Source organism: Acidimicrobiales bacterium (assembly GCA_041394185.1).
Lineage (GTDB): Bacteria > Actinomycetota > Acidimicrobiia > Acidimicrobiales > Poriferisodalaceae > JAAETH01.
The window spans coordinates 211,721-235,503 of the sequence record JAWKIQ010000004.1; the positions used below are offsets into that span (position 1 = coordinate 211,721).

Here is a 23,783-nt window from a genome sequence, read left to right on the forward strand (position 1 = left end):
ACGACTACCTCGCCGGACGGGTTACCCGTTGGGCATACAGCAGCAGCGCTCCTGCGGCGATCAAGACCAGGGCCAACCCGGCCAGGCGCAGCACCGTCGCGCCAGTTCGGGCCAGACTGGGGTCAGCGGCGATGATCGTGCCCGCGGCGCCGTCTTGCCCGTCGGGCTCGGTACCGGGGCTGATTCCCAGGTTGCCTGCGAGCGATCCGTCACCGTCGGCTATTTCTCTGTAGATGTCCTCGATCACCTGGGGCGGTAGCTGGCTACCGGCAACCAGGTTGCCGCCCTCTACCTCTGCGTTGTTGACCACCGACGCTCCGCCAGACCCCGAAACTGCGAGCGTCAAGTTGACGGTCCAGGTCTCGCCGACTGCCATCTCGTTGGGGTTGGTGCAGGTGACGACCCCGCCCGACTCGCTACACGACGCCCCTTCGGCGGTTGTGCTGTAGCTGCGATAGCTCAGCGCAGACGGCAGGTCATCTGTTGCGACCACATCGCCGCGCGTCGGCGAGGGTCCGAGGTTGGTGACCGTCAGGACATACGTCGAGTTGGTGCCCGCCTGAAGTGTGCCGTTGATCGACTTGTCGATGTCGAGGACGCTCAACGGAATCGACACCTCGTCGCTGTCGGTGTTGTCGGACTCGTCGGGGTCGGCGGTGTTCGACGAGACGGTCGCGGTGTTGGTCACGCCCGTCGCCGCCGCGGCCGCAACGTCGACCGACAGCTCGAATGTGCTGGCCGAACCCGAAGCCATGTCGATCGGGTCGCCGGTGGCGTCGTCCACGAAGGTGCAGGTGACGTTCTGGCCAGACGCTGCGCACTCCCAGTCGTCGCTGGAGGTCGACACGAACGTGATGCCCTCGGGCAGGGTGTCGGTGACCACCACCGGCGAGGCGGCCGGGGCTGGACCGTCGTTGGTGACCGCGATGGTCCAGGTGTTGGTCGCGCCGATGGCGAACTCGCCCGCCGACGTCTTCGAGATGGCCAGGTCGGCCTCGGGCCGATAGCCGAAATCGACATCGAGTTCTTCCTCGCCCGGCCCGAGCGTCAGGTCGACTGTGTTGGGCGAGTCGATGCCGTCGAGATCGTGAGTCGGTACCGAACCGGCGGGCAAGGTGCCCGTGTCGACCGTGACCGCGACCTCACCGGCCGGGATGTTGTAGAAGCCATAACCGCCGTCTGCGTCGGTGGTCACCTCGTCTGAGAAGGTGAGGCCCGAGGTGGGATCGGTGTAGACGATGGCCACCACAACGCCGTCGGTTCCGAACTCGGCCGCGTCCTTCGTTTCGTCGGCGTCTTCGTCTGTCCAGACCAGATCGCCGAGCGACCCGGTGCCGGTTACTGCGAAGTCTTGGGCTTGGTCGTCGGTGGTAATTGCATCGAGCGTCGTCGCCGACGTCAGCGCTGTGCCTGTGCCGTCGGCGTCGTAGGTGGCGATCGTGCCCGCAGGCAGCGTCGCCGGATCGACCGTCACGGAGTAGTCGCCGTAAGGGAGACCGTCTAGCGAGTAGCCACCGTTCGGGTCGGTCGTCACCACGAAGGCCAGGTCGTCTCCGCCGGTCGGGTTGGTCCAACCGATGGTGACGTCCACGTTCGGAATGCCCACGTCGTCGGCGCCCGGCACCCCATCGTCCTCGGCGCCGTCACGGTCGTAGAAGACGGTGTCGCCTATCGAGCCGTCGCCGTTGTAGCCGAAGTCCTCGTCCAGGTCTGTTGGCTGCGCGAGGGTCAGGGTCGCGACCGACACGTGGGCGCTGCTGACCCCGTCGCCGTCGTAGGTCGGCGTGAGGTCAGCAGGAAGGGCCGCGTCGTCGACCGTGACGGTGATCGGTGTGTCGAACGGCAACTGGCCGACCGCATAGACGCCACTGGTGTCGGTGGTCTCGACCACGGTCACGGTCGACCCGTCGGGGCCTACGTACTCGGCGGTTACCGTGATTGCGGCGAAACCGACCTCGCCGGTGTCGACCGTGCCGTCGGCGTCGAGGTCGAGCCAGACGGTGTCGCCCAGCGAGCCGGCGCCGGTATAGGAGAAGTCCTGGTCGAGGTTGTCGGGGGTCGTCAGGTCCAGCGTCACGATCGACGAGCCTGCGGTCGCGATTCCGTCGGCGTCGAAAGTCGCAACGGTGATTCCCGAAGGCAGGGTGCCGGCGTCTACGACGACCGTATAGGGGCCGTAGGGCAGGCTGGTGACCTGCCACTCGCCGTTGACGTCGGTGGTCACCGCGTGGACCACATCGTCGGACGTTTCCAGGACGCCGTCGCTGCCGCTCCAGGTGATGGTCAGGTCGACGCCGGCCAGCGGCTGGTCCTGGCCATCGAACACGCCGCTGCCGGCCGGGTCGGCGGCGCCGTCGTTGTCCTGGTCGAACCATACGGTGTCGCCCAGAGATCCGGTGCCGGTGTACGAGAAGTCCTGGTCGGCAACGTCTGGAGTCAGGGCGCTGAGCGTGGCCGTCGAGCTATGGGCGCTTCCCGTACCGTCAGCGTCGTAGGTCGGCGCCATGCCACCCGGCAGGTCGGTGTCGTCGACCGTTACCGAGTAGTTGCCATACGGGAGGTCGGGCACCGCCCAGGCGCCGAACGAGTCGGTCGTGGCCACGTAGGTCGCGTCCGAGCCCTGCGGGTTGGTCCACACCACGGTCACGTCGACGCCGGGTAGACCGGGCTCGCCCACGTCGGGGGTGGCCGTGCCCGATGCGTCGACGTCGTACCAGACCAGATCGCCCAGCGATCCCAGACCGGTGTAGCCGAAGTCCTGGTCGAGGCTCGAAGGGTTGCTCGGGCCGAGGTTCGTTGCCGATGTGTGGGCGGTTCCGATTCCGTCCGCGTCGACGGTCGGGGTGAGCCCGGCTGGCAGGTCGGTGTCGTCGACGGTGACCGAGTAGTTGCCGTCTGGCAGATTGTCGAACGAGTACGCACCGACCGCGTCGGTGGTGGTGGTCTGGGTGACGTCGTCGCCGCCCCCTGGCACGCCGTTGTCGCCGAACCACACGAGCGTCACGGTCACACCCGAGATGCCGACCTCGCCGGGGTCGTCGACCCCGTTGTTGTTCTGATCGAGCCACACGCGGTCGCCGATCAACCCGGTTACAACGCCTGTGTAGGCGAAGTCCTGGGCCAGGTCATCGGGCGTACCGCCGTCGAGTGTCGTGGCCGATGTGTGCAGCGAGCCGGTGCCGTCGGCGTCGTAGGTCGCGGTGATCAGGCCGGCGGGTAGGTCGGTCTCGTCGAGGACGATCGTGTAGTCGCCATGGGGGAGGTTCGACACCAGGTACGAGCCCGTGCCGTCGGTGACGTCGACGATCGAGAAGTCGTCGGGCGTGCTGAAGGTGTTGTCGGCTCCGGCCCAGGTCACGGTCATGGCGATGCCAGATACTCCGCTGTCGCCGGGATCCGGAACGCCGTCGGCCTCGGAAGCATCGATGTCGAAGAACACGGTGTCTCCGATCGAGCCGGTGCCCCTGTAGCCGAAGTCCTGATCAGCGTTCGACGGGGTCGACACGTTGAGAGTCGCATCCGAGGTGTGGGCGGTTCCGGTGCCGTCGCTGTCGAAGGTCTGAACCATCGCCCCCGGCAGCGTTGCGTCGTCGACCGTGATGGTGTGAACGCCGTATGGCAGGTTGTCGAACGCGTAGGTTCCGTCGGCAGCCGTCGTCGTGGTGAGCGTGGCGGTCATCCAGTCGAGGGTCACCGTTGCGCCGCCGATGCCGGGTTCGCCTGGGTCGACCGACCCGTCACCGTCGTGGTCGAACCAGACGGTGTCGCCGATGGTGCCCGCACCCGTGTACGAGAAGTCGACGTCGGCTTGGGTTTCGGCCGGGTCCAGCGTGATGTCCGCCTGGTGGGGTGAGCCGGTGCCGTCGAGGTCGTAGGTCGGGCTCATGCCCGCAGGAACGTCGGAGATCTCGATGGCCACCCGGTATTCACCGGGAGGCACCAGGTCGAACAGGTAGTTGCCAGACGCGTCGGTGGTGTCGGTGAACGTGAGGTCGTCGGCGTTGCCCAGCACGTCGTCCCAACCGGCCCATGTCGCGGTAACCCCGATGCCGGGCAGGCTCGGTTCGCCCGCGCCGTCTGTGGCATCGCCGGAGTTGTTCTGGTCCCACCAGACGATGTCGCCGATGGTCTGGTTGCCATCGGGCACATAGCCGAAGTCGAAGTCGAGGTCGGCCAGCACACCGCTGCCATCGGTACCGTCGACCGCGGTCACCTGCTCGGTGGCGGTGTTTGCCGAGCCGATGCCGTCGTGGTCGTGGCTGGGAGTCAGCCCGCTCAGGTTCGGCGATGCGCCGACGTTGATCGCCACCGTGATGTCGGTGTCGGCGGGCAACTCTTCGGCCGGTGGCACTGTGTATGAACCGTCGGATGCTGTGGTGGTCGAGTAGCTCTGGGGCGCCCCGACGGGGTCGGTCCACGTCAGGTCCAGCTGCACCCCCGGAATGCCCGGCTCGCCCGGGTCCTGCACGCCGTCGCCGTTGAGGTCGAGCCAGACGAAGTCGCCGAGTGTCACGGGGGTCGAGGTGATTGCCACCGAGTCCTGATCGTCCTCGGAGCCTTGGTCGTTGCCGGGAACCGAGTCTGAGTCGTACTGATCGCTCGTCTGGGCCTGTGCGACGTTGGTGATGCCGCCCAGCGCGGTGAGGCGAGTGCGAAGCACCAGCTGTGGCGCAGCTCCGTCGGCGATGGTGCCGATTGTCCAGATGTTGGTGCCGTCGTCGAAGGCACCCTGATCCGCCGACACCACAGAGTCGTAGGCCAGGCCGACTGCGTCGAGAACGTCGGCGACCGTCACGTTGGTTGCCTGGTCCGGGCCGTTGTTGGTGACGGTGATCGTGTATTCGACGTACGAGCCGTACCAGTAGGGGCCGTTGGTCGGGTCGGCGTCGACCTCGATCGGGTCGATGGTCTTGGTGACCTCGAGATCGGCGCGTGCGATGTGGACGTCGTCGGTGTTGGCGTCTGCGTAGTTCTCGGCGGGATTTGGGCCGCCGCCGTCGGGGTCGCAGCAGGTGGCCGAGGTGGTCACGTCTTCACCCGCGGTCGAGACGTTGTTTGTGTGGGCAAAGCCCGCTCCGCTGTCATAGCCGGTGTAGGTCTCGCCGGTGAGCTGGTCGGGCGTCAGCGCCGCCGACTGGGGAGTTGCGGTCAACACGATGGTGATCGTCTGCCCCGGGCCCAGCGGTTCGCCGATGCCCGACACGAGGTCGGCCCAGTCGAGGGTTTCGCTGTTCAGGGCGCCTGCATCGCCGCACGATCCAGAGTCGGGGGTACAGACCGGTTCTACCTGAACCGGCCCGCCGTTGTGGGGTGTGGTGACCTGGGCGCTCGACGCGTCGTATGTCCACCCTGCGGGCAGCGTGTCGCTGATGTCGACGTTGTATGCGGGTGCGCTGGGGTCTGCGTTCGTGACGGTGATCGTCCACGAGAACGGCTGGTCGAGCCTCACGTCGGTGGGGTCACCCGAGGTCGGGGCCTTGGCCACGTCGAGGTCGGGGAAGTGAACTTCCACGATCACCGAGTCGGTGGTGACAGCGCCGCGGGTGGCCGCGACGTCGTTGCCGTACGTGATGATGTCGTCGTTGGCGGGGTTGGTGGTCGTGATGGCGGTGCGTTCGGTGGTCGAGAACCCGAAGTAGGTGGTGACGTCTGCGGTGTTGGTGAGGTCGGCATTGCGCAGGATCGTGTCCGACGGGTCGACCTGCACGTCGTAGTCGACCGTTGCCGAAGCGGCTGGTGCGATCGGTCCGGCGAGCGACCAGGTGATGGTGCGCGAGCTCTCGCTCCAGGTTCCGGTGGAACCAGAGTTGCCGGTGATCGTCTGGCCATTGGTGGTCGCCGGCGCACCGCCCGGGTTCAGCAGCGGGGTGATACCTACCGGCACGGTGTCGACGACGGTGATGTCGTGGGCGTCGCTGGTTCCAACCGACGAGACCGTGACCGTGTATCTGATCTGCTGGCCCGCGGACGTGTCGCAACCGTTGCCACCAACGCCGTCTGCGTCGTTTCCACCGCTCGAGTTGTTGCCCGGCGTGGTGTCACATGTCGGCAGCGACAGAGCGGCACCCGACGTGGTGGAGACGTCCTTGTCGATGTTGATGGCGGGTTCGGTGACGGTGAACGTCTCGGAGGCCGGTCCGTCGGTGGTCGACCACGAGGGCGAACTGGGGTCGTCGTAGCTTGCGTCGAGCGATCCTGGGCTCTGGCTGGCCACAGCGTCACTGGTGTTCCAGCTGATGGTTGCATCGTTGGTGACGGTGTCCGTGTCGACAGCCGTGCCGTTGACATGGGTTGTGTATTCGACGGTGATGGTGCAGACGCCGTCGGCATAGACGTCGCCCACGAACCAGGCTGCGACCTGGGCGTTGCCTCCTGCCGGGTTGAAGGTCTCGATATCGCCGCCCACCAGCGACACGCCGGTCGTCACCCCGCCGACCGAGTCGAACACCTCGCACTCGGGGCTGGGTGTGATGGTGCCGAACGAGTCGAAGTCGAGGGTGGCCGGCAGCTGGTCGAAGATGGTGGTGTCGTATGCGACGGTGCCCGATGGAACCGTCACCTCCAGCTCGTAGTCGACCGGCTCGCCGACGGTGGCCGAGGCGATGTCGTCGCCAGCGTCACCGGGGTTGAACGGTTCGATGTCCTTGGTGATCGATGCCAGCGGCAGGTTGACGGTGTCACCGTCGGAGTCGCTGTAGGACCTGGCGCTGCCCTCGTTCGGGTCGTCGGTCGGGGTGAGCGTCTGGTCGAGTGTGTGGGCGGTCAGACCGGCCGTGTTGGTGAGGGTTGTGGATGCGACGGCGGGATCATCGACCTGGACGTCGTAGGTGAACTGGATCGTCCCGTCCGGAGCGACCGACTCGAGGCCGGTCCAGTCGGCCGATGTCCACGTGATCGTTCGGAAGTCTTCGCTCCAGGTGCCGTTGAACGAACCGACCGGCGTAACGCCCGTCGACGCAACCAGGTCGCCGTTGGTGGTCACCGGGCTGGAGCTGATGTCCAGCGGCGTAAGCCCCACCGGAACGGTGTCGACGATCTCGATGTCGTGTGCGGTCGAAACGTTGCCTGCCGCAGATGGGTTGGTGACGGTGACCCGGTAGGTGACGGTCTGTCCCGGAGTCACCGCCGCGCCGGCAGGAACCGTGTGGTCTTTCACCACGGCCGGGTCGGGCTCGACCACCTGGGTATCGACGCTGTTGGAAGTGATTGCCGGGCGCGGCGAGCCACCCTGGTCCTCCCACGCGTACGAGCCGGCATTGCTGAGTGTCGTCGGCGAGCCGCCACCGACGTTTCCTGGAACGTCGTCGACGATCGCGTAGAACGTGATGATCAACTCGTCGTCGCCCGAACCTGCTGCGTTGGTGTGCGATGCGGGCAGGTCGTAGGTGACCGTGCCGCTGCTGTGGACCACCGCACCGGCGGTGAGGGCGGCGGTGCCGCTGGGGCTCGTGACGGTCGGCTGCAGGTTCGACACGGTGCCGTCGAAGAGGCCCATCCCGGTGAAATAGGTGACCCCGGCGGGCAACACGTCGCTGATCGAGCTGTTGTAGATCGAGGTGCCGTGGGGAACGGTCAGGTGCAGTTGGTACTGCACGATCTCGCCGATGGTCGCTTGTTCGGCGCTGGCAGCGAACGACCCGTTGGTCGAGTTGCCCGCTTCTGCGATGCCAGACCATTGAGCCTTGGCGAGGCTGGGAGCGGGCGACACGATGTATGCAGGGTCGTCTGCGGCGTCGGTGTTCTCGAGGCCCGAGTTGGCGGGGTCGATGTTGGATGCCGGGTAGTAGTCGAACGTGCCGGTGTTGGTCTGTGCCTGATAGGTGGCGACACCCGCGTTGTCGACCCAGGTCTTCGAGGGGTCGATCGTGGTCGGCACGGTCAGGTCGTAGGTGAGGGTGACCGGTGCGGTGGTCTCGTCGTCGGGTGTCGTGTCGGCGCCGCCCACAGAAGCGGCCACGGTCAGACCGGTCCACGTGATGACGCCCGCCGAACATGTGCCGCTGCCCGAGATCGACGACACCATCGTGCAGTCGGCCTCGCTTGGCAGCACTTCTTGGACCTCGGTGTTGATGGCGTCGGCGGCACCCTCGTTCCACACGTCGATGCGGTAGGTGACGACGTCCCCGGCGCGCACCGTGACCGCCGTCGATCCGCCTGTGAGCGATCCGTCGAAGTCGGGTCCGTTCGATCCGCCTGCGTTGACCGTGTCGACACCCGTGGCGAGGCGCACCTGCGGTTCGGTCCACTCGACTGCGGCTTGGTCTCGGTACTGATAGACGAGGCCGCCGTTGTTGTTGTGGACGAGCTTCTCGAGGTTCGCGTTGATGTCGAGCGACTGGCCGAGGCTCGGGTCCAGCAGCTCGGCTGCAATCACCCACAGGAACTCGTTGCCCGCGTTGCCCACTGCTCCTGTGCCATCGACTGCGAAGGTCACCGAGGTGGCCGTATTGGTCACGCTCGTGCCCGGGAGGGTGTCGGTGGAGGCGATCCGTGCCGCCGAACCGGCGACGTAGCTGTACGACGGGGGAAGCAGGTCCTCGATCTGCACACCCTCGTAGTTCATGGAGATCGGAAAGCTGGCGCCGATCTCGAAGCACACGATGTCGCCCGGGCCGAAGCCGAGCTCGGCGGTCGGGTCGCCTTGGGTCCAGGTGATGCTGCCATGAGCCGACGCACAGGTCGCGCCGGTCGCTCCGGCGCCGTTGGCCAAAGGCCCGGCCTTGGCGCTGACCCTCTTGTCGATCGAAGGCAGGCTGTTCGCCAGTTCGCTCCAGGCGGTGTCGCCGTCGCGGCCACCGTCGGGGTCCACCGGGTCTGGGCTTAGGCTCACGTCGGCAACGGTGTCGGGGCCCGACACTTCGGCCTCGTTCGTCACGCGGTCGCCGGCGAGCACCGGCTCACCCAGCAGCTGCGCAAGGCTGCCGCGGTAATGGTCGCGAACCACCGCTGTGTAGGCGATGGTGATCGAACCGTCGGCGTCGAGGTTCGTCAGTGCGGCGTTCTCGGGGTCCGAGTAGTCCCACACGATCTCGAAGCGTCCGGTGCCGTACGGGCCGCCGTCTGGCAGCTCGCGCACCTCGGCAACGTCGACCGGCAGTCCGTCGATGGTCGACTGGACGGTGCCCGCGCCGGTGCAGTCGGTGCTGGCCCAATCCGATCCGCCCGAGGTGTTGTCTGTCGTGTAGGTGCCCAAGAAACACAGGGCAGAGGGCAGCAGGTCGCGAACGATCAGGTTCGAGAAGTCGCGGTACTCCGAAGTCGAGATGGTCAGCGTGGTGACGACCGTCGTTCCATGGCTGAGCGATCCAGCCATCGACTTGGTGATGATGATGTCTTCGGCCTCGATCGAGAACGTGTCGTCGTTGGTCTCGATCGACGAGGTCGGCGTGTACGTTCCAGAAGCGCTGGCGGCGGTCGTCAGGGCCTGTTCGTTGGCCGTCAGCAGTTCGGGGTCAGGGTTGGTGGACCGGTCGAGCTCGCCGGTCGACGGGCCGGTGTTGTTGTCGAGGTTGCGGCCCTGGCCGAGGCCGGCGGCCGATGGGGGAGAGCCGCCAAACGGTGCGTTTTCGAACAGGGCGATGCCGGCCCGGTAGGGGATCGACTCCGAAGCCCCTGCGGCCAGGTTGCCCAGGTCCCATGTGATGATCGTCTGACCGCTGCCGTCGGTGTCGACGGTTTCGGGCGTCTCGAGGGCCGAGGGGGCGCAACCGCTTCCGGTAGCGACCGCTCCCGATCCGGTCCATTCCTCGCCGACGGTCGTGTTGTCGGTGGGGTAGTAGTCGTCGCAGCCCAGGAACTCGAGAGCGGGGTCGAGCGTGTCTGTGAGGGTGACCGCATCGACTGCGTAGTCGGGGTTGTTCTCGACGGTGACGGTGTAGGTCGCCCCCGTTGTGCCGCTCGCCGAGTCGAAGCCGTTCTGGTGTACGCCTCTCAGCAGTTCGGTCGTGCCCGACTTGAGTACGCGAAACGCGACTATGTCGACGGCGTCGGTGGCGGTCGCCGAACCGTCGAAGTCTGCAGTGAAAGCCCCGGTACCGAGGTCGTAGTCGGGGATCGTGAAGGCGCTCAGGCTGGCGGCGGCCTCTGCGTCGAGGTTGATCGTCGACCCCACTGGTGCTGTGGCAGACCCGGTGATGCCGCCGGCGAAGTCGGGGTTGGTGTCGACGGTCAGCTCGACCGAAGCGATCGAGTTCGCGGGCAGATCGTTGGTGTTCGACCAGATGATCGTGGTCTCGCCGGGCGAGGGCACATCTACGAGGACTTCGGTCGCGGCGGGTGTAGCCGAGACGTGGCCAATGCCCGCCGGCAGGACCGCACGGAACGAGAGGTTGTACAGGGGCGATGCCGAGACGTGGTCGCCGGTGGCGGTGAGGGTGTAGGTGAACTGCTCGCCGATCAGCGCTTCGTCGTGAGGCTCGGGCAGGTCGGTTGTGATCGACAACGAGAAGTTGTCGCCTGGCCCTGCCTGCGCAGGGTCTGCGGGCAAGCCGGGCGCCACGACCAGAAGCGAAGCCAGGATGGCAACTGCGAACATGGCGCGAGCGGGGCGAGAACCGGCTGCGCGAGAGATTGGGTGTGATGTGACCACGTGCTTTCACTCGACACCCTCGGTAGGAGGTTAAGCGATTGCCCGGTCCGACACGTCGGGTGGTCGGATCGGTCGGGCAGCGGCGCGGTGAGGGTCGCTGAGAGTGAGATCGCTGAACTGTTCCTCGGAGGGGCCGACGCCTCACCTGTGAGAAATACGGCTCTGGTGTGTGCTCTGACAGCTGCTGTGCTGTTGTCGTCGTGCTCTGGCTCCGAACCTGACTCGAACCTGAACGTCAGCCTCACCAGCGAGCCTGACGCTGACGCCGCTGCAGCTACCTTCTACGCGTTCGTCTCCGCCGACGATGTCGGGTTCGAGTGCTCGTACGACGAAGCCGAGTGGACAGCCTGTACAAGTCCGGCGCTACACGTTCCTTCCGCGCCCGGAGCGCACGCCTTTGCCGTCCGGGCCATCGGTGCGGACGGGTCGTTGGGTGAACCGGTTAGCTCGGCATGGAATCAGCCAAGTGTGTTCGACGGTCACCCCGACCTGATTGCAACCCAGCAGTCGCCTGCCAAGGCAGACCCGCGCAGCTGGCGCGGGATTCTGCGCGTCAACTGCGACTTTGCCCACTCTTCCTACGACGATCCGATCGTGTTTCCCGGCCAGGAAGGGGCGGCTCACCTGCACCGCTTCTACGGAAACACGCTGACGGATCACTCATCGACGATGGCGTCGCTCTACCTGTACGGCGAGTCGACGTGCCAAGGCAACGTACTCAACAGATCTGCGTACTGGATTCCGACACTGCTTGCTCCCGCCTATGACGCCGCAGGAAGCCGGATGCTCGATGGCGCAGGTGAACCGGCCTTCGAGGCCGTGCCTGCGGTTGTGGGGAACGACGATGTCGCCCACGAGGTCATCTATTACTCGGCCGCCGTCGACGATTTGCAGTCGATCCAGGCCCCGCCTCCTGGGCTTCGGATCATTGCCGGTGATGCATCCAGCGGCCCCGACCAGCCTCAGCCATTTTCGGTTGCCAGATGGCACTGCCAATCGTGGGAATCGAGCGATGCTCTGAATCCGCGATGGAGCTCGACCATCCCCGAATGTGTCGCACCCGACCGCTTGCGGATGGACGTGTTCTTCCCCAGCTGCTGGAACGGCACCGATCTCGACTCGGCCGACCACAAGAGCCACATGGCCTACCCCATCGTGAGCAGCACGGGCGCAACCGAATGTCCAGCTTCGCACCCGGTGCCGATCGCCAGGGTGTCGTATCACTATGCATGGGGGGTCAAACCCGAGCACTTCGACCCGTCGACTCGGTCGACGCGTGGTTGGCGGCTGGCTTCCGATGGACATGCGGTGACCGCCGACCAGCCGGGAGGTGCCTCGCTTCACGGCGACTGGTTCAATGCATGGCACCCTGAGGTGCTGCAAGCGATAGTCGACGGCTGCATTGCGGGTGGGCTCGACTGCCACGACGGCAATCTCGGCAACGGCTATCGACTCAGCGGCACCCGGCCGGGAACGCAGACCGCACCTTCCTTCGTCGGCGGCTGAGCTCTAGCGGACCACGCCTGTTTCTGCAGCGGCCAGAAACGCGGCGCCCAACGCTCCGGCGGCTTCGCCTGCGGTGGCGGCCCTCACCCTTATCTGTGGGCGGTGCTCCGATGCCACCAACACATCGTCGAGATGGGCGACGACTCGTTCGCCGAACAGATCCCAGTCGCGCACCAAGCCACCGCCGACGACGATGAGTTCGGGGTCGAGGAGTGCGCAGCAGTTGGCCATGCCGATGGCAACCCAGCGGGCGAAGGTCTCGAGCACGGCTGCGGCATCGGAGTCGCCCAATCTGGCTGACCGCGTTACGTGTTCGCCCCTGATTGCCGCGACGCTTCCGACCTCTTCGACCACGGACGCAAGGGCTCCCGATTCGGCGGCGAGTCTTGCCAGGTGTGCGAGCCCTGCGCCACTGGCGTATCTCTCCCAACAGCCAATCTGGCCGCACACGCATCGAGGCCCTTGCGGGTCGACCATCATGTGGCCTGGCTCGCCCGCCATTCCGGCCGCGCCGCGGTCGATCTGGCCGTTGACGACGAGCGCTCCGCCGATGCCGGTGCCCAGCGTGATCAGCAGCGCGTGGCTGACCTCTCTGGCAACTCCTACGTGCAGCTCCGCTCTGGCCGCGCAGTTTGCGTCGTTGTCGACGAAGACCGGCATGGCCACAACCGGCTCGAGCAGGTCTCGGACGGCGAACTCGTCGGAGCCGATCAGGTTCGGGGCCCTCCGGAGTCGCCCCTCGTTGTCGACCAGACCCGCTATACCGACGCCGACGCCTCTGATGTGGTGGGTGTCGGCGACGCGTTCGACCAGCTCCTTCGTGAGACCGGCGAGTGTGTCGACGATCTCGGTTGCCCCCTTCGGCGTTGGCCACTTCTCCTGCAACACGACCTCGCCAGAAGAGTCGAGCACCAGACCGAGCGACTTGGTGCCGCCAACGTCGATGCCGACGACAGCAGGAACCTTGGAGACGGGTTGTGTGTCGGTCACCGACAAAGAATCGTGCACATGCCGTCGGCGGGCAAGGGATGGTGCTGCCGCACCGCACAAGCACCGCGTACACTCGGTTCGGTTGGGGCCTGTAGCTCAGTTGGTCAGAGCAGGCGACTCATAATCGCTTGGTCGCGGGTTCGAGCCCCGCCGGGCCCACCACCTCTGACCAGGACTTTTGTCCTGAGGGGTGACCACATAGCTCGCCAGAACCGGCGAAAATCCAACATTCATCCAACATTTTGCCCTTTGAAGGGCTAGTTTTTCGTGTCTATGGGGACCCGACGGAAGAAATATCCGGGGATGCGAGAGCGCTCTCCGGGTGTCTGGGAACTGATTGTCGAGGCGGGTCGCGACCCCCTCACCGGAAAGCGTCGCCAAGTCAGTCGCACCTTTCGCGGCAACCTCAGCGAGGCAAAGAAGGCCCGGCTCGAGCTGCTGCACGAGTCGACCCAGGGACGCCACGACGGCACCAACGCATCGCTCGACGACTTGTTCGGCGAGTGGATCCTCGAGCTTGAGCGCAAAGGTCGTTCGCCGAACACGATTCACAACTACGAGAAGACGTACCGGCGCAACATCGCCCCAACGATGGGGTTTCACATGGTGCGCAAGATCAACACGAAGATGCTCACTGACCTCTATGGCGAGCATCAGCGCCGTGGCCTGTCGGCGCGGTCGGTGTATCAGATCCACGCCACGATCTCGTCGATGATGACCCAGGCATGCCGGTGGGGCTGGCGCCGAGACAATCCGGCCCAGTTCGCCGAGCCGCCAGCGGCGGAGAACCATGTTCCCGTCGTGCCCACCCCTGACGAGATTCGCCAGTTGTTCCAGGGTGCTCTTGATTCGAGGCGACCCGAGTATGCCCGGGCGATCTTCATCGCGTCGACTACTGGTGTTCGGCGTGGCGAGTTGTGTGCGCTGCGGTTCTCGAGGATCGATGTCGAGCGCAAGACAGTGATCGTGGCTCGCAACATCATTGAGTTGAAGGGTCGTGATCTCGAGGAGGCGCCGACGAAGAACCGGCGCATCCGGCGGATCTCGGTCGACGACCGCACCCTGGCCCTGCTGGTCGAGCAGATGGACTTGGTTCGCCGACGTGCGGCCGAGGCCGAGGTCGAGCTCGTCCCGGACCCGTATGTTTTCACTGATGCGGTCGATGGATCCACGCCGTGGAGGCCGGGAGGGGTGACGCAGTACTTCACCCGGCTTCGCAAGCGGCTCGACCTCGACCATCTGAACTTCCACACGTTGCGCAAGTTCATGGAGACCTACGCCCAGGACCTCGGGTTCTCGCCGGTGCAGGTGGCGATGCGTGCCGGCCACGATCCGTCTGTTGCTGCCAAGCACTACACGGGTCACGTCGCCGAGGCCGATCAGGCTCTGGCGGAGGCGGTGTCGTCCCTCCTGGGAAGCGTGACGAGCGGGTCTCGGTAGAGGTGGCTTGGCGGTCGCTACTTGTCAAGTCACGTCGTCGCGTCTGTCGATTCTGAGCGCCTTAGCTATCAGCGCTCAACTGCTGATGCTCCCCTCGGCTTGGCGGGCCGATCGCATCGCAGTGGGTCACTTGCGCGGAGAGCTGTCCGGCCGTGCGATATCCGAAGCGACGAGGGCGTATGGGGAAGGAGCAACTCGCCGCGAGCCTGGGCGCCGCAGAGCAAACTGCTCGCCGACGATCCCTAGCCCGTCGCGCCCCGCGGCTGTCACATTTCAGGTCAAACGGCCCGAGGCTGGCGCCGCAGCCCTGCCTTGGGCCGTCGTTCATGTTCTGATCCGCCGAAAGGCCGGGCCTCGGCGTATCAACGAGTTGGCGCCGAACCCTCCGTCGGACGGGAATCTCGTTTCGGCGATCGACCGGCCGCACTCGAAGACCTCAAGTGACGGCGGCGCTGCCAGAGTGATCTGCTCGGTCTCGCCTTCGACCGGAACTCCATAGGCTGCGAGTCGGCCGCCCGTGACGAAGACGAAGAGCTGGCCGCCTTTATGGAAGATTCGGTTGAAGTCGTTGTTGCCCGACTGATTCTTCGCTGTTGGCTGGACATGGGCGCTGAGGAGCAGATCTGCGGGCTTGCAGCCTGTGCTGGCGATGCTTCTACGCCTGATGTGGCGAAAGTAGAGAAGGATCCCCACAACGGTGGGCGGGCCCACTACCAAAGCGGCGCTCAGGTGGGGTAACCTGTCGTTGAGTCGTGCACGTAGAAACACGCCTGCAAGACCGACGACCAATCCCACCAAGCCCGCAGCAAGAGGAAGAAGCCTGTGCTTCCACATTCGCCTGCACTGCTGGGCGTCTGCCGGCCGAAACTCGAATCTGGGGAATTGGGTGCGTCAGGCCCGGGTCGATCGAGGTGAGCGTGAAGGATTGACGACCAGCGAGCGTGAAGAACTCGCCGAGCTGCGCCGCGAGGTCAAGCGCCTGCGGATGGAACGCGAGCTGCTCAAACGAGCGACGGCCTTCTGGGTGAAGGAGTCGGGACAGTGACCCGCTATCGGTGGGTCGCTGCCCGGAAGGCCGAAGGCTTCCCGACCACGACAGCATGTGAGACCGCCGGCGTCAGCCGGCAGGCCTTCTATGACTGGCGCCAACGCGAGACTGTAGGGCCGACCGAAGCCGAGGAGGCCGAGGCCGCTCTGGTGCAGGAGATGCGCGAGATCGCCGATGAGTTCGACGAGTCCTACGGGTCACCGCGCATGACCGCTGAGCTACGCGATCGGGGCTGGCGGGTGAACCACAAGCGGGTGGAGCGGCTGATGCGTGCCCATGGCATCGTCGGGATCTACAAGCCCGCCAAGGTCCGCACCACGATCCCCGCCGAGGATGCCCCGCCGTTGCCGGACCTGGTGAAGCGCAACTTCGCCCCTGGTGTCCCAGATGTCGCGTGGGTTGGCGACATCTCCTACATCCCGACCGGGCAGGGCTGGCTCTATCTGGCGACGGTGATCGATCTCGGATCGCGGCGCCTGCTCGGGTATGCGATGGCCGAGCACATGCGCACCGAGCTCGTCTGTGACGCCTTGGCGATGGCCGCCGGCGTCCGGGGCGGGCGCACCGCCGGGATCATTTTCCATTCCGACCGCGGAGCGCAATACCTCGCGGGCGACTACCGGGCAGCCGTCGCGGAGCGCGGCATGATCCAGTCCGTCGGCCGCACCGGGGTGTGCTGGGACAACTCGGTCGCCGAATCGTTCTTCAGCTCACTCAAACGAGAGCTGATCCACCGCTACCGATTCGAAGACCGCGCCGGAGCCCGCCGAGCGATCTTCGCCTGGATCAACCGCTACAACACCCGAAGGCTGCACTCGAGCCTCGGATACCGTTCACCCACCACCTGGGAGAACCTGCACCGTCCACCAAAGGCCCCAAAGGCCGCATAAACCACGTGACCGGCCAACGGGGGGAAGCTCATGCTTCCACATTCGCCTGCACTGTTGGGTGTCTGCCGGCCGGAATTCAATCGAAGCATCAGCAATCCTGCCTAGCCGAGTCGACACCCGATATCCATTCCGTTCCCCGCAGCCGAATGCCCTAGATCCCCTAGATCGGTTCAAACCGAGACACTGCTAGGCAACAACAGCATCTTGGTGGCGAGCGACGCCTGCACCGCACCACGCCGAGCTTCCTGCCGCGATCCTAGCTTCCGGTCGACTGCGCGACCGATCCAGGCGCGAGCCGCTTTGGCCGCGAAGTCGCCCGACTGTTCGGCATCGAGGGGGTCTGCCGCGGGCTGGGGTGTCAAGCTCGGCGGGCTGGCTGCAGCGGGGCGGAGGGTTGCGGGCTGCCCGTGGGGGACGCTGCAGGAGCAGTGGCGTGAGGCGGGTTTCGATGCTGAGTTCGGCGGCCCGATGGTGTTCAAGGGTCGCTATCGGTGGCCGCAGCCAAGTGCGTCGGCCAGGCGGTCGCACGCTTCGTCGAGTCGTGAGGGGCGTAGCGTTGCGACGCGTCGGCGGAACGATGATCTGGCCAGCGTGTGCAGGTTGTCGAAGGAGACGACGCAGTCTCGTTGGAGGCCGTCGGCGGGGCCTAGCCGTAGCTCTGACGTCAGGCCGCGGATCGTGGTTGTCAAGTGGGCTACGACGATTGCGTCGATGCGGTCGGCGACGGGATCGCGCGTTAGGACGAGAACCGGACGATCGCCGCCTCGTCCGACGTCTGCGAACCATATCTCTCCGCGTTTCATTCGCCGAAGACCTCTGTCCAGTCTGTGTCGTCGTCTGGCCAGGCCTCGTTCGGCCAGGCTGTCGTTTCGGCTGGCGTGAGCGGTTGGTGGGCGTATCGTTCGGCGTCGCGCTCGCATCGGAGTCGGTAGAGGTACTCGCGGACGGCCTGGTTCAACAGGTCGCTGCGTGGAACGCCTGCTTCGGCTGCTGCGGCGTCGAGTTCCTCGGCGAGTGAGGTCTCGGCCCGGAAGCTCAGGGTCTGCGTCATACATTCAGTATACGAGCTGTATACGGCTCTCGGGCTGCCAATCCGAAAGCCCGGGCGGGGTAGCGCACCACACCGCATTCGACGGCACTGACCCGCACCCGACCGCACAGTGAGTAGGCGATTGGCGTCGGGGGCCGATTCCAACATTCTTTCCAACATAGGCAGGGCTACCAGAGGTCACTGGAGGCGACCAGACGGACGAGACGTTGGACGTAACCGCACGTCAGAGCACTGTGTGCCACCTGCTGGACGGTTGGAAGGTTGCTCATAATCGCTTGGTCGCGGGTTCGAGCCCCGCCGGGCCCACGTCGTTGCTCGCGTCGCGCGGTGAAGCGCCTTCGAGCCGAATGCACTTACGGAGTTCCAAAGGCGCCGAACTCTCCGCCATCCCGTCCGGGGGCCAACAGGGTGATGGCGGCGAGCATTCGGGCACCGTCAATCCACGCCGTAGCGATTGTGCAACATCGTGCATTGGCCCTGCCGTCCGGGGCGGCGCACTCGCGAGGATCTTTTCCATTCCGACCTGCGTCCGCATTTCGGCCGGTGGTCGCTGGTGGTCAACCGCTCGGCGGGCCGGCTGTCAGCGGGCTCGTTCGACGACGCCTTCACCGTGGGGGAGCGCTGTGATGTGACCCGTCCGGGCTGTCGAGTTGCCGATCCCGGTACGCACCCGAAGGCTGTTCGGTGGCTCGAACCGCCACTGCCGTCGACCAGGCTCCACGCGGCGTGACGTGAGCGGCCTACGAAGGGTTGCGGCTGCCCGTGGGGTCTGACGGCCGGATTCGATGAAGCATCAGCAATCCTGCCTAGCGAGGCCAGGCGATATGTTCAGTTCGTCGGCCCGAGCCCGGTTCGACGCTTCGGTTCGGAACCGAGCCTGCTCGGTTGAGGTTCCGGGTCGTAGCTCTGTCGATCGCACGCCATCCCGTCGTGATCGACGTTGGTCCTTGGGACGGGCGACGATGATCCAGGGAAGCGGTCGTGCGGTGCCCGACTGGGCATCGTCTGCCGGGACTGTTGGTGTCAACCGGCGGTGGGGCGGAGGGTTTCCGCTGCCCGACGTCTGCAGGAGCAGTGGGCGTGTGTTCACGGCGGGACACCGTTGTCCGTAGGTGATCGTGTGGGCGACCCGTTGCTGCGGTCGCTATCGGTGGGCGTCAGGCTTCGTCGATCGTCCGACGTTGAAGGCCTGATCTGGCCAGGTGTGCGTTGTCGGACGTTGGCGACGGTCTCGTTGGTGGCCGTCGGCTGGCCCTAGCCGTTCGGCGTCAGGCCGCGGATCGTGGTTGTCGACGAGCGTCGACGGTCCGGCGATGGGATCGGGTTAGGACAACCGGTCGATCGCCGTCGTCCGACCCTGCGAACCATGGCCGCGTTTCATTCGCCGAAGACCTCTGTCCAGTCTGTGTCGTCGTCTGGCCAGGCCTCGTTCGGCCAGGCTGTCGTTTGCGGCTGGCGTGAGCGGTTGGTGGGCGTATCGTTGTTGGCGCTCGCATCGGAGTCGGTGAGGTACTCGCGGACGGCCTGGCAATCAGGTCGCTGCGTGGAACGCCTGCTTGGGAGCTGCTGCAGCGTCGAGTTCCTCGGCGAGTGACGGTCTCGGCCCGGAGCTCAGGGTCTGCGTCATACGGAGAGTATACAGCTGTATCCGGCTCTCGGCTGCCAATCCGAGCCCGGGCGGGGTAGCGCACCACACCCAGACGGACCCTCAACTGATTGGCGTCGGGGGCCGATTTAACATTCTTTCCAACACGTCGAGGCAGGTGCTACCAGAGGTCACTGGAGGCGACCAGACGGACGAGACGTTGGACGTAACCGCACGTCAGAGCACTGTGTGCCACCTGCTGGACGGTTGGAAGGTTGCTCATAATCGCTTGGTCGCGGGTTCGAGCCCCGCCGGGCCCACGTCGTTCCTCGCTTCGCTCGTCACTTACGGAGTTCGGCGATCGCCGAACTCCCGGGTCGCGAAACGGGGGACAGGGTGGTGGCCAGTGGGGCTGGTCAATCCAACATTTTGTCCAACATCGGTGGTTGGTCGTTTGTCCTAGGTAGGCGCATCGGCGGGCAGGAACGCGACAACGCTTCTCCGATTTCGCTCGCTTTGTTCTTTGTTGTGACGCTGGGGCGTTAGTCCTCGCCAGTTCGGGACTTCTTCCTGCGCGGAGTGCCGCTGTGGTGTCGGCGTGGGGTGTTATGGTCGACTTGTCGCATCGTGGTGTGGAGGTGTTCGGTGTTGCGGTTGCGTCTGTTTGTCACCGTGTTGGCTGCGCTGGTTGGGGTTGTAGCGGTTCCTGGGGGGGGTGCTGGGTCGGTAGGTGATTCGGGTCAGCCCGGTGAGAGCAGAGGCGGTTCCGAGTCGTCGTGGGCGGTTCGGGCTTCTGGCGGTCGTGCGGCCTCCGAGGTTGAGGTTCCGGGCCGGTCGGAGCGGATGGCTGGTTGGGTGACGCCGGTTGATCCGGATCGGGCTGGTTTGGGTCGTGCGGTCGCGGGTTTGGCTCGTGGTGATGTGTTTGATGTGGAGTTGGTGGCTGGCGATCGTGTGTCGATCGAGGTGGGCTTCGTGTTGGTGGAGCGGGACATTGCGCGTGGTCCGTCTAGCGTTGTCGCTCCTGCTGATTCGGGTTGGTTGCCGCGGTTTGTTGATGGTGATGTGACGGTTGTTGGCCGCGAGGCTGGTATGGGGGTGTCGGGTCGGACGTTGCGGCTGACTACTTATGGGGATCTGGTTTCGGCGGAGTTGTGGGGACAGGATCTTGTTCAGGTCCTTGAGCCCGATGACAGGGGTGGGCATCGGGTTGTGGAACGCGCTACCGCTCGCGCGGTGAACCCTGATGTCGCTGAGCCTGGCCGTGGTGGTGAGGTTAGGGAGCGGTTTGCTGCGGGAGCGGGCTTGGTGTCGTCGTTGCAGGCCGGCGGTGGTGGGACCGAGATTGTTGACGTATTGGTGTCGTCTTCGGCCGATTCTGTTGCAATCAATGCGAATTCGGCGTTGCGGGCGCGTCAGATTGTGGCCGAGCTAAATCTGGTTACCTCTAACAACGGGATCAACACGGTGTTCCGGCTGGTCGGTGTATACGAGACCGGCGAAGTCCTCCCGGAGCGGACCCTCAACGGTGTGACCGCGGTCGACGCGCGGGAGCTGTTGCTGACACACCTGATAGGCGACCTCGATGACGGACACCTTGATGAGGTTCCTGAGGCTCGCAATTGGGTGAATGCCGATGTGGTTGTCCAGTTGACCGGAGAGATCTACAACTTCCAGACCGAGAGGTGGCTACGGGGGCGGGCGAACACGCCACTGGAGAATTGGCACGTGGGTGACGCGTATGCGTTGTTCAAGGTGAACAGTCCGTTGACGACTGCTGTTCATGAGGTGGGGCATCTGTTTGGTGCTCGTCATGACCTGTTCGTTGACCAGACTGTGACTCCGTTCGAGTATGGGCATGGGTTTGTGTGGCAGGTTCAGTCGCCGTTCCCTGGCGGTGATCCATTGGCGTTCAACACGATCATGGGCTATTCCGATGACCCTCTATGTGACACTGACGGCGACGGCGAGACCGACGATTGCACCCGTATGAGGTACTGGTCAGACCCCGACCTTGGCTTTGGTAACACGGCGACCGCTGACGTGGCCCGTGTGATCGATGAGGGGTCTGATGATGTGGCCGGGTTCGAGCCGGTGTTTGCCCAACGCTTGTACAGGCCGGTATCTGGCCTGTGGTTCGCTGATGGTGACGACAACGGAACTTGGGACGGCTGCACCATCGACGTGTGCTGGTTCTACGGCGCTGCAGGCCATCTCAAAGGTGTGATCCACCCCCACGGCCATCTCGGGTACTACGACCAGACAACCGGGATGTGGCGTTTCGATCGCAACGACAACCAAACCGATGACGGATGCACCGGACCAGATCCTGACCTGTGTCTGGGCCCTTTCGGCGGGCTCCAACACGAACCGTTCATCATCCCCAACAACGACGAGGGATACATCGGCACCTTCAATGACGGCGGCTGGTACATCGACAGCGGTAACGGAACCTGGGACGGATGCTCTATCGATTTCTGTGGCAGTTTCGGACAGGCCGGTGACGAGCCGATCCTCACTCCCGACGGTCACATTGGTGTGTATCGCCCTTCGACTGGCTACTGGTATCTCGACGCGAACAACAACCGGGTCTGGGACTCGGGTGTCGACACTGTTGTGGGCCCATTCGGTGGGCCAGGTGACAATCCGGTCATGACTGTCGACGGTCAGATTGCCCTGTGGCGTCCCAGCACCGGTGAGTGGTTCTTCGACGCGAACAACGACGGCACCTGGAACGGATGTGCTATCGACCGTTGCGCCGGCCCGGGCTTTGGAACCTACGGTGACTACCCGATCGACCGGACCGGAACTGCAAGCCAATGAAGCACCGCCTACGCGTCGGCGCTGTGGCACTGGTCGGTCTACTTGCGGCTGCCGGGTGTTCCGACGACAGTCAAGACGCGGCACCCACAACAGAACCAGTGGCCGAGTCGAGCAGCACGACCTCTCCATCGACCACTGCGCCCTACCAGTCCACCCAAGACGGCAACGTCAGAATGCTCACACCCGACACCATCAACGTCACCGACACCATCGTCATCGACATCGCAAACGCCTGCGATTCGAGGGGGGACGTAAGTACCGGAGTGAGTTTCACGCGACAGCCCGACAACGAGATTGCAGTTCCGGAAGATCAGCTGCGGCCAGAGCGCTTCAGAGTGAGCTTGCTGCTTGTTCCCCCTCACAACGCCGGAATCGTTCAGTTGCCGATGCCGACGGGGACACCACCGGGTCTCTACGTGTTAGAGGTCTGGTGTGACCAGGACGATGCGGGCGGCCGACTCTTTGAAGCCAACATCACCGTCACCGGAGAACGAATTAGGCCCACCAACCGACCGGCATCTATAGAGGCGGAAGGACGGACGATCACGGCCACCATCCACCAACTAGGTGCAGACCCCCCGAGTGTCGCGTCAGCGTCAGCAGTTTGGACTGGCGAGACGCGATTTGCCTTTTTCTATGACTTCCAGGCTGATCCGGATTTGGTCCCGCTCATCAACGCGACCATCATCGTTCCCGACTATTTCCCTACTGGCACCTACGATGCTTGGGTCACAGGAATCAACGCAACCCCACACGTCGAAGCAGACCCCGTCACGATCACCATCGGGTGAGACTGAATACGGCCTTGCCGACGACGGGACGGATGCTCTATCGATTTCTGTGGCAGTTTCGGACAGGCCGGTGACGAGCCGATCCTCACTCCCGACGGTCACATTGGTGTGTATCGCCCTTCGACTGGCTAGTGGTATCTCGACGCGAACAACAACCGGGTCTGGGACTCGGGTGTCGACACCGTTGTGGGCCCATTCGGCTGACGTGGACCCCGTTTTGGTTGTCGGTTTCAGGTCGCTGAGTTGTTGAGTGTCCGCCAGGTCTGGGCGACCTGGGCGGGGGTTTGGTATTTGAGCCCGCTGTGCGGGCGGTGGTGGTAGTCGGTGATGTAGGTGGTGATGTCTCTCCTTGCTTGATTGATGGATTCCCATTCGGCTCGCCAGGCGCAGCGCCGTTTGGACTGGCCGAACCAGGACTCGATGAACGCCCGGGACTCGGGATCGCGGTAGCCGCCACGACGATGCGTGATTCCACGCGCCGAGAGATGCCGGCGAAACCCGCGGGATGTGAATTGGGTGCCGTTGTCTGTGCCCAAAGTGAGCCGTCCTAGCCGGACGCGGCGTTCGAACACAGCCTGCTCGACACAGGCGACGGCTTCGTCGGTGCGGCCCCGAAGATCGAGCGTCCAGGCCACGAGTTCTCGGGTGCAGCAATCGACGATGGCATGGAGGTATACCCAGCCGTGCTGGGCGGTCCACACCTTGGTGGCGTCCATGTGCCACAGCTCGTCAGGTCGGGTGACGCGGAAGAACCCGGGCCGCCGTCTTCGTTCGAGCCCCCGAACCGGTTGCAGCAGCTTGTGGGCCCGCATGATCCGCTGCACTCGCTTGCGGTTCACCGCCACACCCAACTGCTGGCCGGCGATAGCCGCGACCATCCGAGTCCCATCGCTAGGATGTGCCTTCGCGACCTCGACAATCGCCGTGTCAGCCGCGGATTGCTGCCCCGGGCCTGCGGATGCTGGGCGGCGTTTCGGGGTCTTGTAGATCGCTTGGCGCGAGACCTGCGCGACGAGTGCCACAGCGGTTGGCTGATCGCCTTGGGCGACCAGTTCCCGGGCGGCACGCATC

At 64.9% G+C, this 23,783-nt stretch carries 10 protein-coding genes and 1 tRNA gene; 6 read left to right on the forward strand and 5 right to left on the reverse strand.

All coding sequences use genetic code 11. The annotated features are described in order from the left end of the window. Positions 1-4: 4 nt before the first annotated feature. On the reverse strand, positions 5-10,534 hold the full coding sequence (locus R2770_18940; GenBank protein MEZ5282540.1) for an SdrD B-like domain-containing protein: 10,530 nt from the start codon (positions 10,532-10,534) through the stop codon (positions 5-7). Positions 10,535-10,675: 141 nt separating this feature from the next. Between R2770_18940 and R2770_18945 the strand changes: the two genes are divergently transcribed. Next, positions 10,676-12,094 (forward strand): DUF1996 domain-containing protein, encoded by a 1,419-nt coding sequence (locus tag R2770_18945; GenBank protein ID MEZ5282541.1) that lies wholly within the window; start codon positions 10,676-10,678, stop codon positions 12,092-12,094. A 3-nt stretch (positions 12,095-12,097) separates the two neighbouring features. Here R2770_18945 and R2770_18950 read toward each other — a convergent pair whose 3' ends face one another. Continuing rightward, positions 12,098-13,084, reverse strand: a complete 987-nt coding sequence (locus R2770_18950; GenBank protein ID MEZ5282542.1) for an ROK family protein — start codon at positions 13,082-13,084, stop codon at positions 12,098-12,100. A gap of 85 nt (positions 13,085-13,169) precedes the next feature. Between R2770_18950 and R2770_18955 the strand changes: the two genes are divergently transcribed. From R2770_18955 to R2770_18965, 3 genes are all read left to right on the forward strand, one after another. Beyond that, positions 13,170-13,246, forward strand: a tRNA-Ile gene (locus R2770_18955). Between the two features lie 141 nt (positions 13,247-13,387). Beyond that, the gene (locus tag R2770_18960; protein MEZ5282543.1) at positions 13,388-14,524 is read left to right on the forward strand and encodes a tyrosine-type recombinase/integrase; all 1,137 of its coding nucleotides are present in this window, start codon (positions 13,388-13,390) and stop codon (positions 14,522-14,524) included. Positions 14,525-15,565: 1,041 nt separating this feature from the next. Further along, complete coding sequence (locus tag R2770_18965; protein ID MEZ5282544.1) at positions 15,566-16,462, forward strand: IS3 family transposase; 897 nt, start codon at positions 15,566-15,568, stop codon at positions 16,460-16,462. Between the two features lie 485 nt (positions 16,463-16,947). Here the strand turns inward: R2770_18965 and R2770_18970 are convergent, their stop codons facing one another. Both R2770_18970 and R2770_18975 read right to left on the reverse strand, forming a co-directional pair. Continuing rightward, a complete protein-coding gene (locus R2770_18970; GenBank protein MEZ5282545.1) occupies positions 16,948-17,265 on the reverse strand; it encodes a type II toxin-antitoxin system PemK/MazF family toxin in 318 nt (105 codons plus the stop codon). Then, entirely contained in the window at positions 17,262-17,513 is a 252-nt protein-coding gene (locus R2770_18975) for a ribbon-helix-helix protein, CopG family (protein MEZ5282546.1), read from the reverse strand. The genes R2770_18970 and R2770_18975 overlap by 4 nt, the downstream gene beginning before the upstream one ends. A gap of 3,115 nt (positions 17,514-20,628) precedes the next feature. Between R2770_18975 and R2770_18980 the strand changes: the two genes are divergently transcribed. Beyond that, on the forward strand, positions 20,629-21,921 hold the full coding sequence (locus R2770_18980; GenBank protein MEZ5282547.1) for a hypothetical protein: 1,293 nt from the start codon (positions 20,629-20,631) through the stop codon (positions 21,919-21,921). A 98-nt stretch (positions 21,922-22,019) separates the two neighbouring features. Continuing rightward, positions 22,020-22,712, forward strand: coding sequence for a hypothetical protein (locus R2770_18985; GenBank protein ID MEZ5282548.1), 693 nt, complete (start codon positions 22,020-22,022; stop codon positions 22,710-22,712). A 230-nt stretch (positions 22,713-22,942) separates the two neighbouring features. On the opposite strand, the gene R2770_18990 is transcribed toward R2770_18985, so the two are convergent. Then, complete coding sequence (locus R2770_18990; GenBank protein MEZ5282549.1) at positions 22,943-23,782, reverse strand: IS3 family transposase; 840 nt, start codon at positions 23,780-23,782, stop codon at positions 22,943-22,945. Between the last annotated feature and the right edge of the window lies 1 nt (position 23,783).

Bases quoted from the DNA above. Each gene is read 5' to 3' on its own strand.
- R2770_18940 (MEZ5282540.1), bottom strand. From the start codon at position 10,534: ATGTTCGCAGTTGCCATCCTGGCTTCGCTTCTGGTCGTGGCGCCCGGC.
- R2770_18960 (MEZ5282543.1), top strand. From the start codon at position 13,388: ATGCGAGAGCGCTCTCCGGGTGTCTGGGAACTGATTGTCGAGGCGGGT.
- R2770_18970 (MEZ5282545.1), bottom strand. From the start codon at position 17,265: ATGAAACGCGGAGAGATATGGTTCGCAGACGTCGGACGAGGCGGCGAT.
- R2770_18975 (MEZ5282546.1), bottom strand. From the start codon at position 17,513: ATGACGCAGACCCTGAGCTTCCGGGCCGAGACCTCACTCGCCGAGGAA.
- R2770_18990 (MEZ5282549.1), bottom strand. From the start codon at position 23,782: ATGCGTGCCGCCCGGGAACTGGTCGCCCAAGGCGATCAGCCAACCGCT.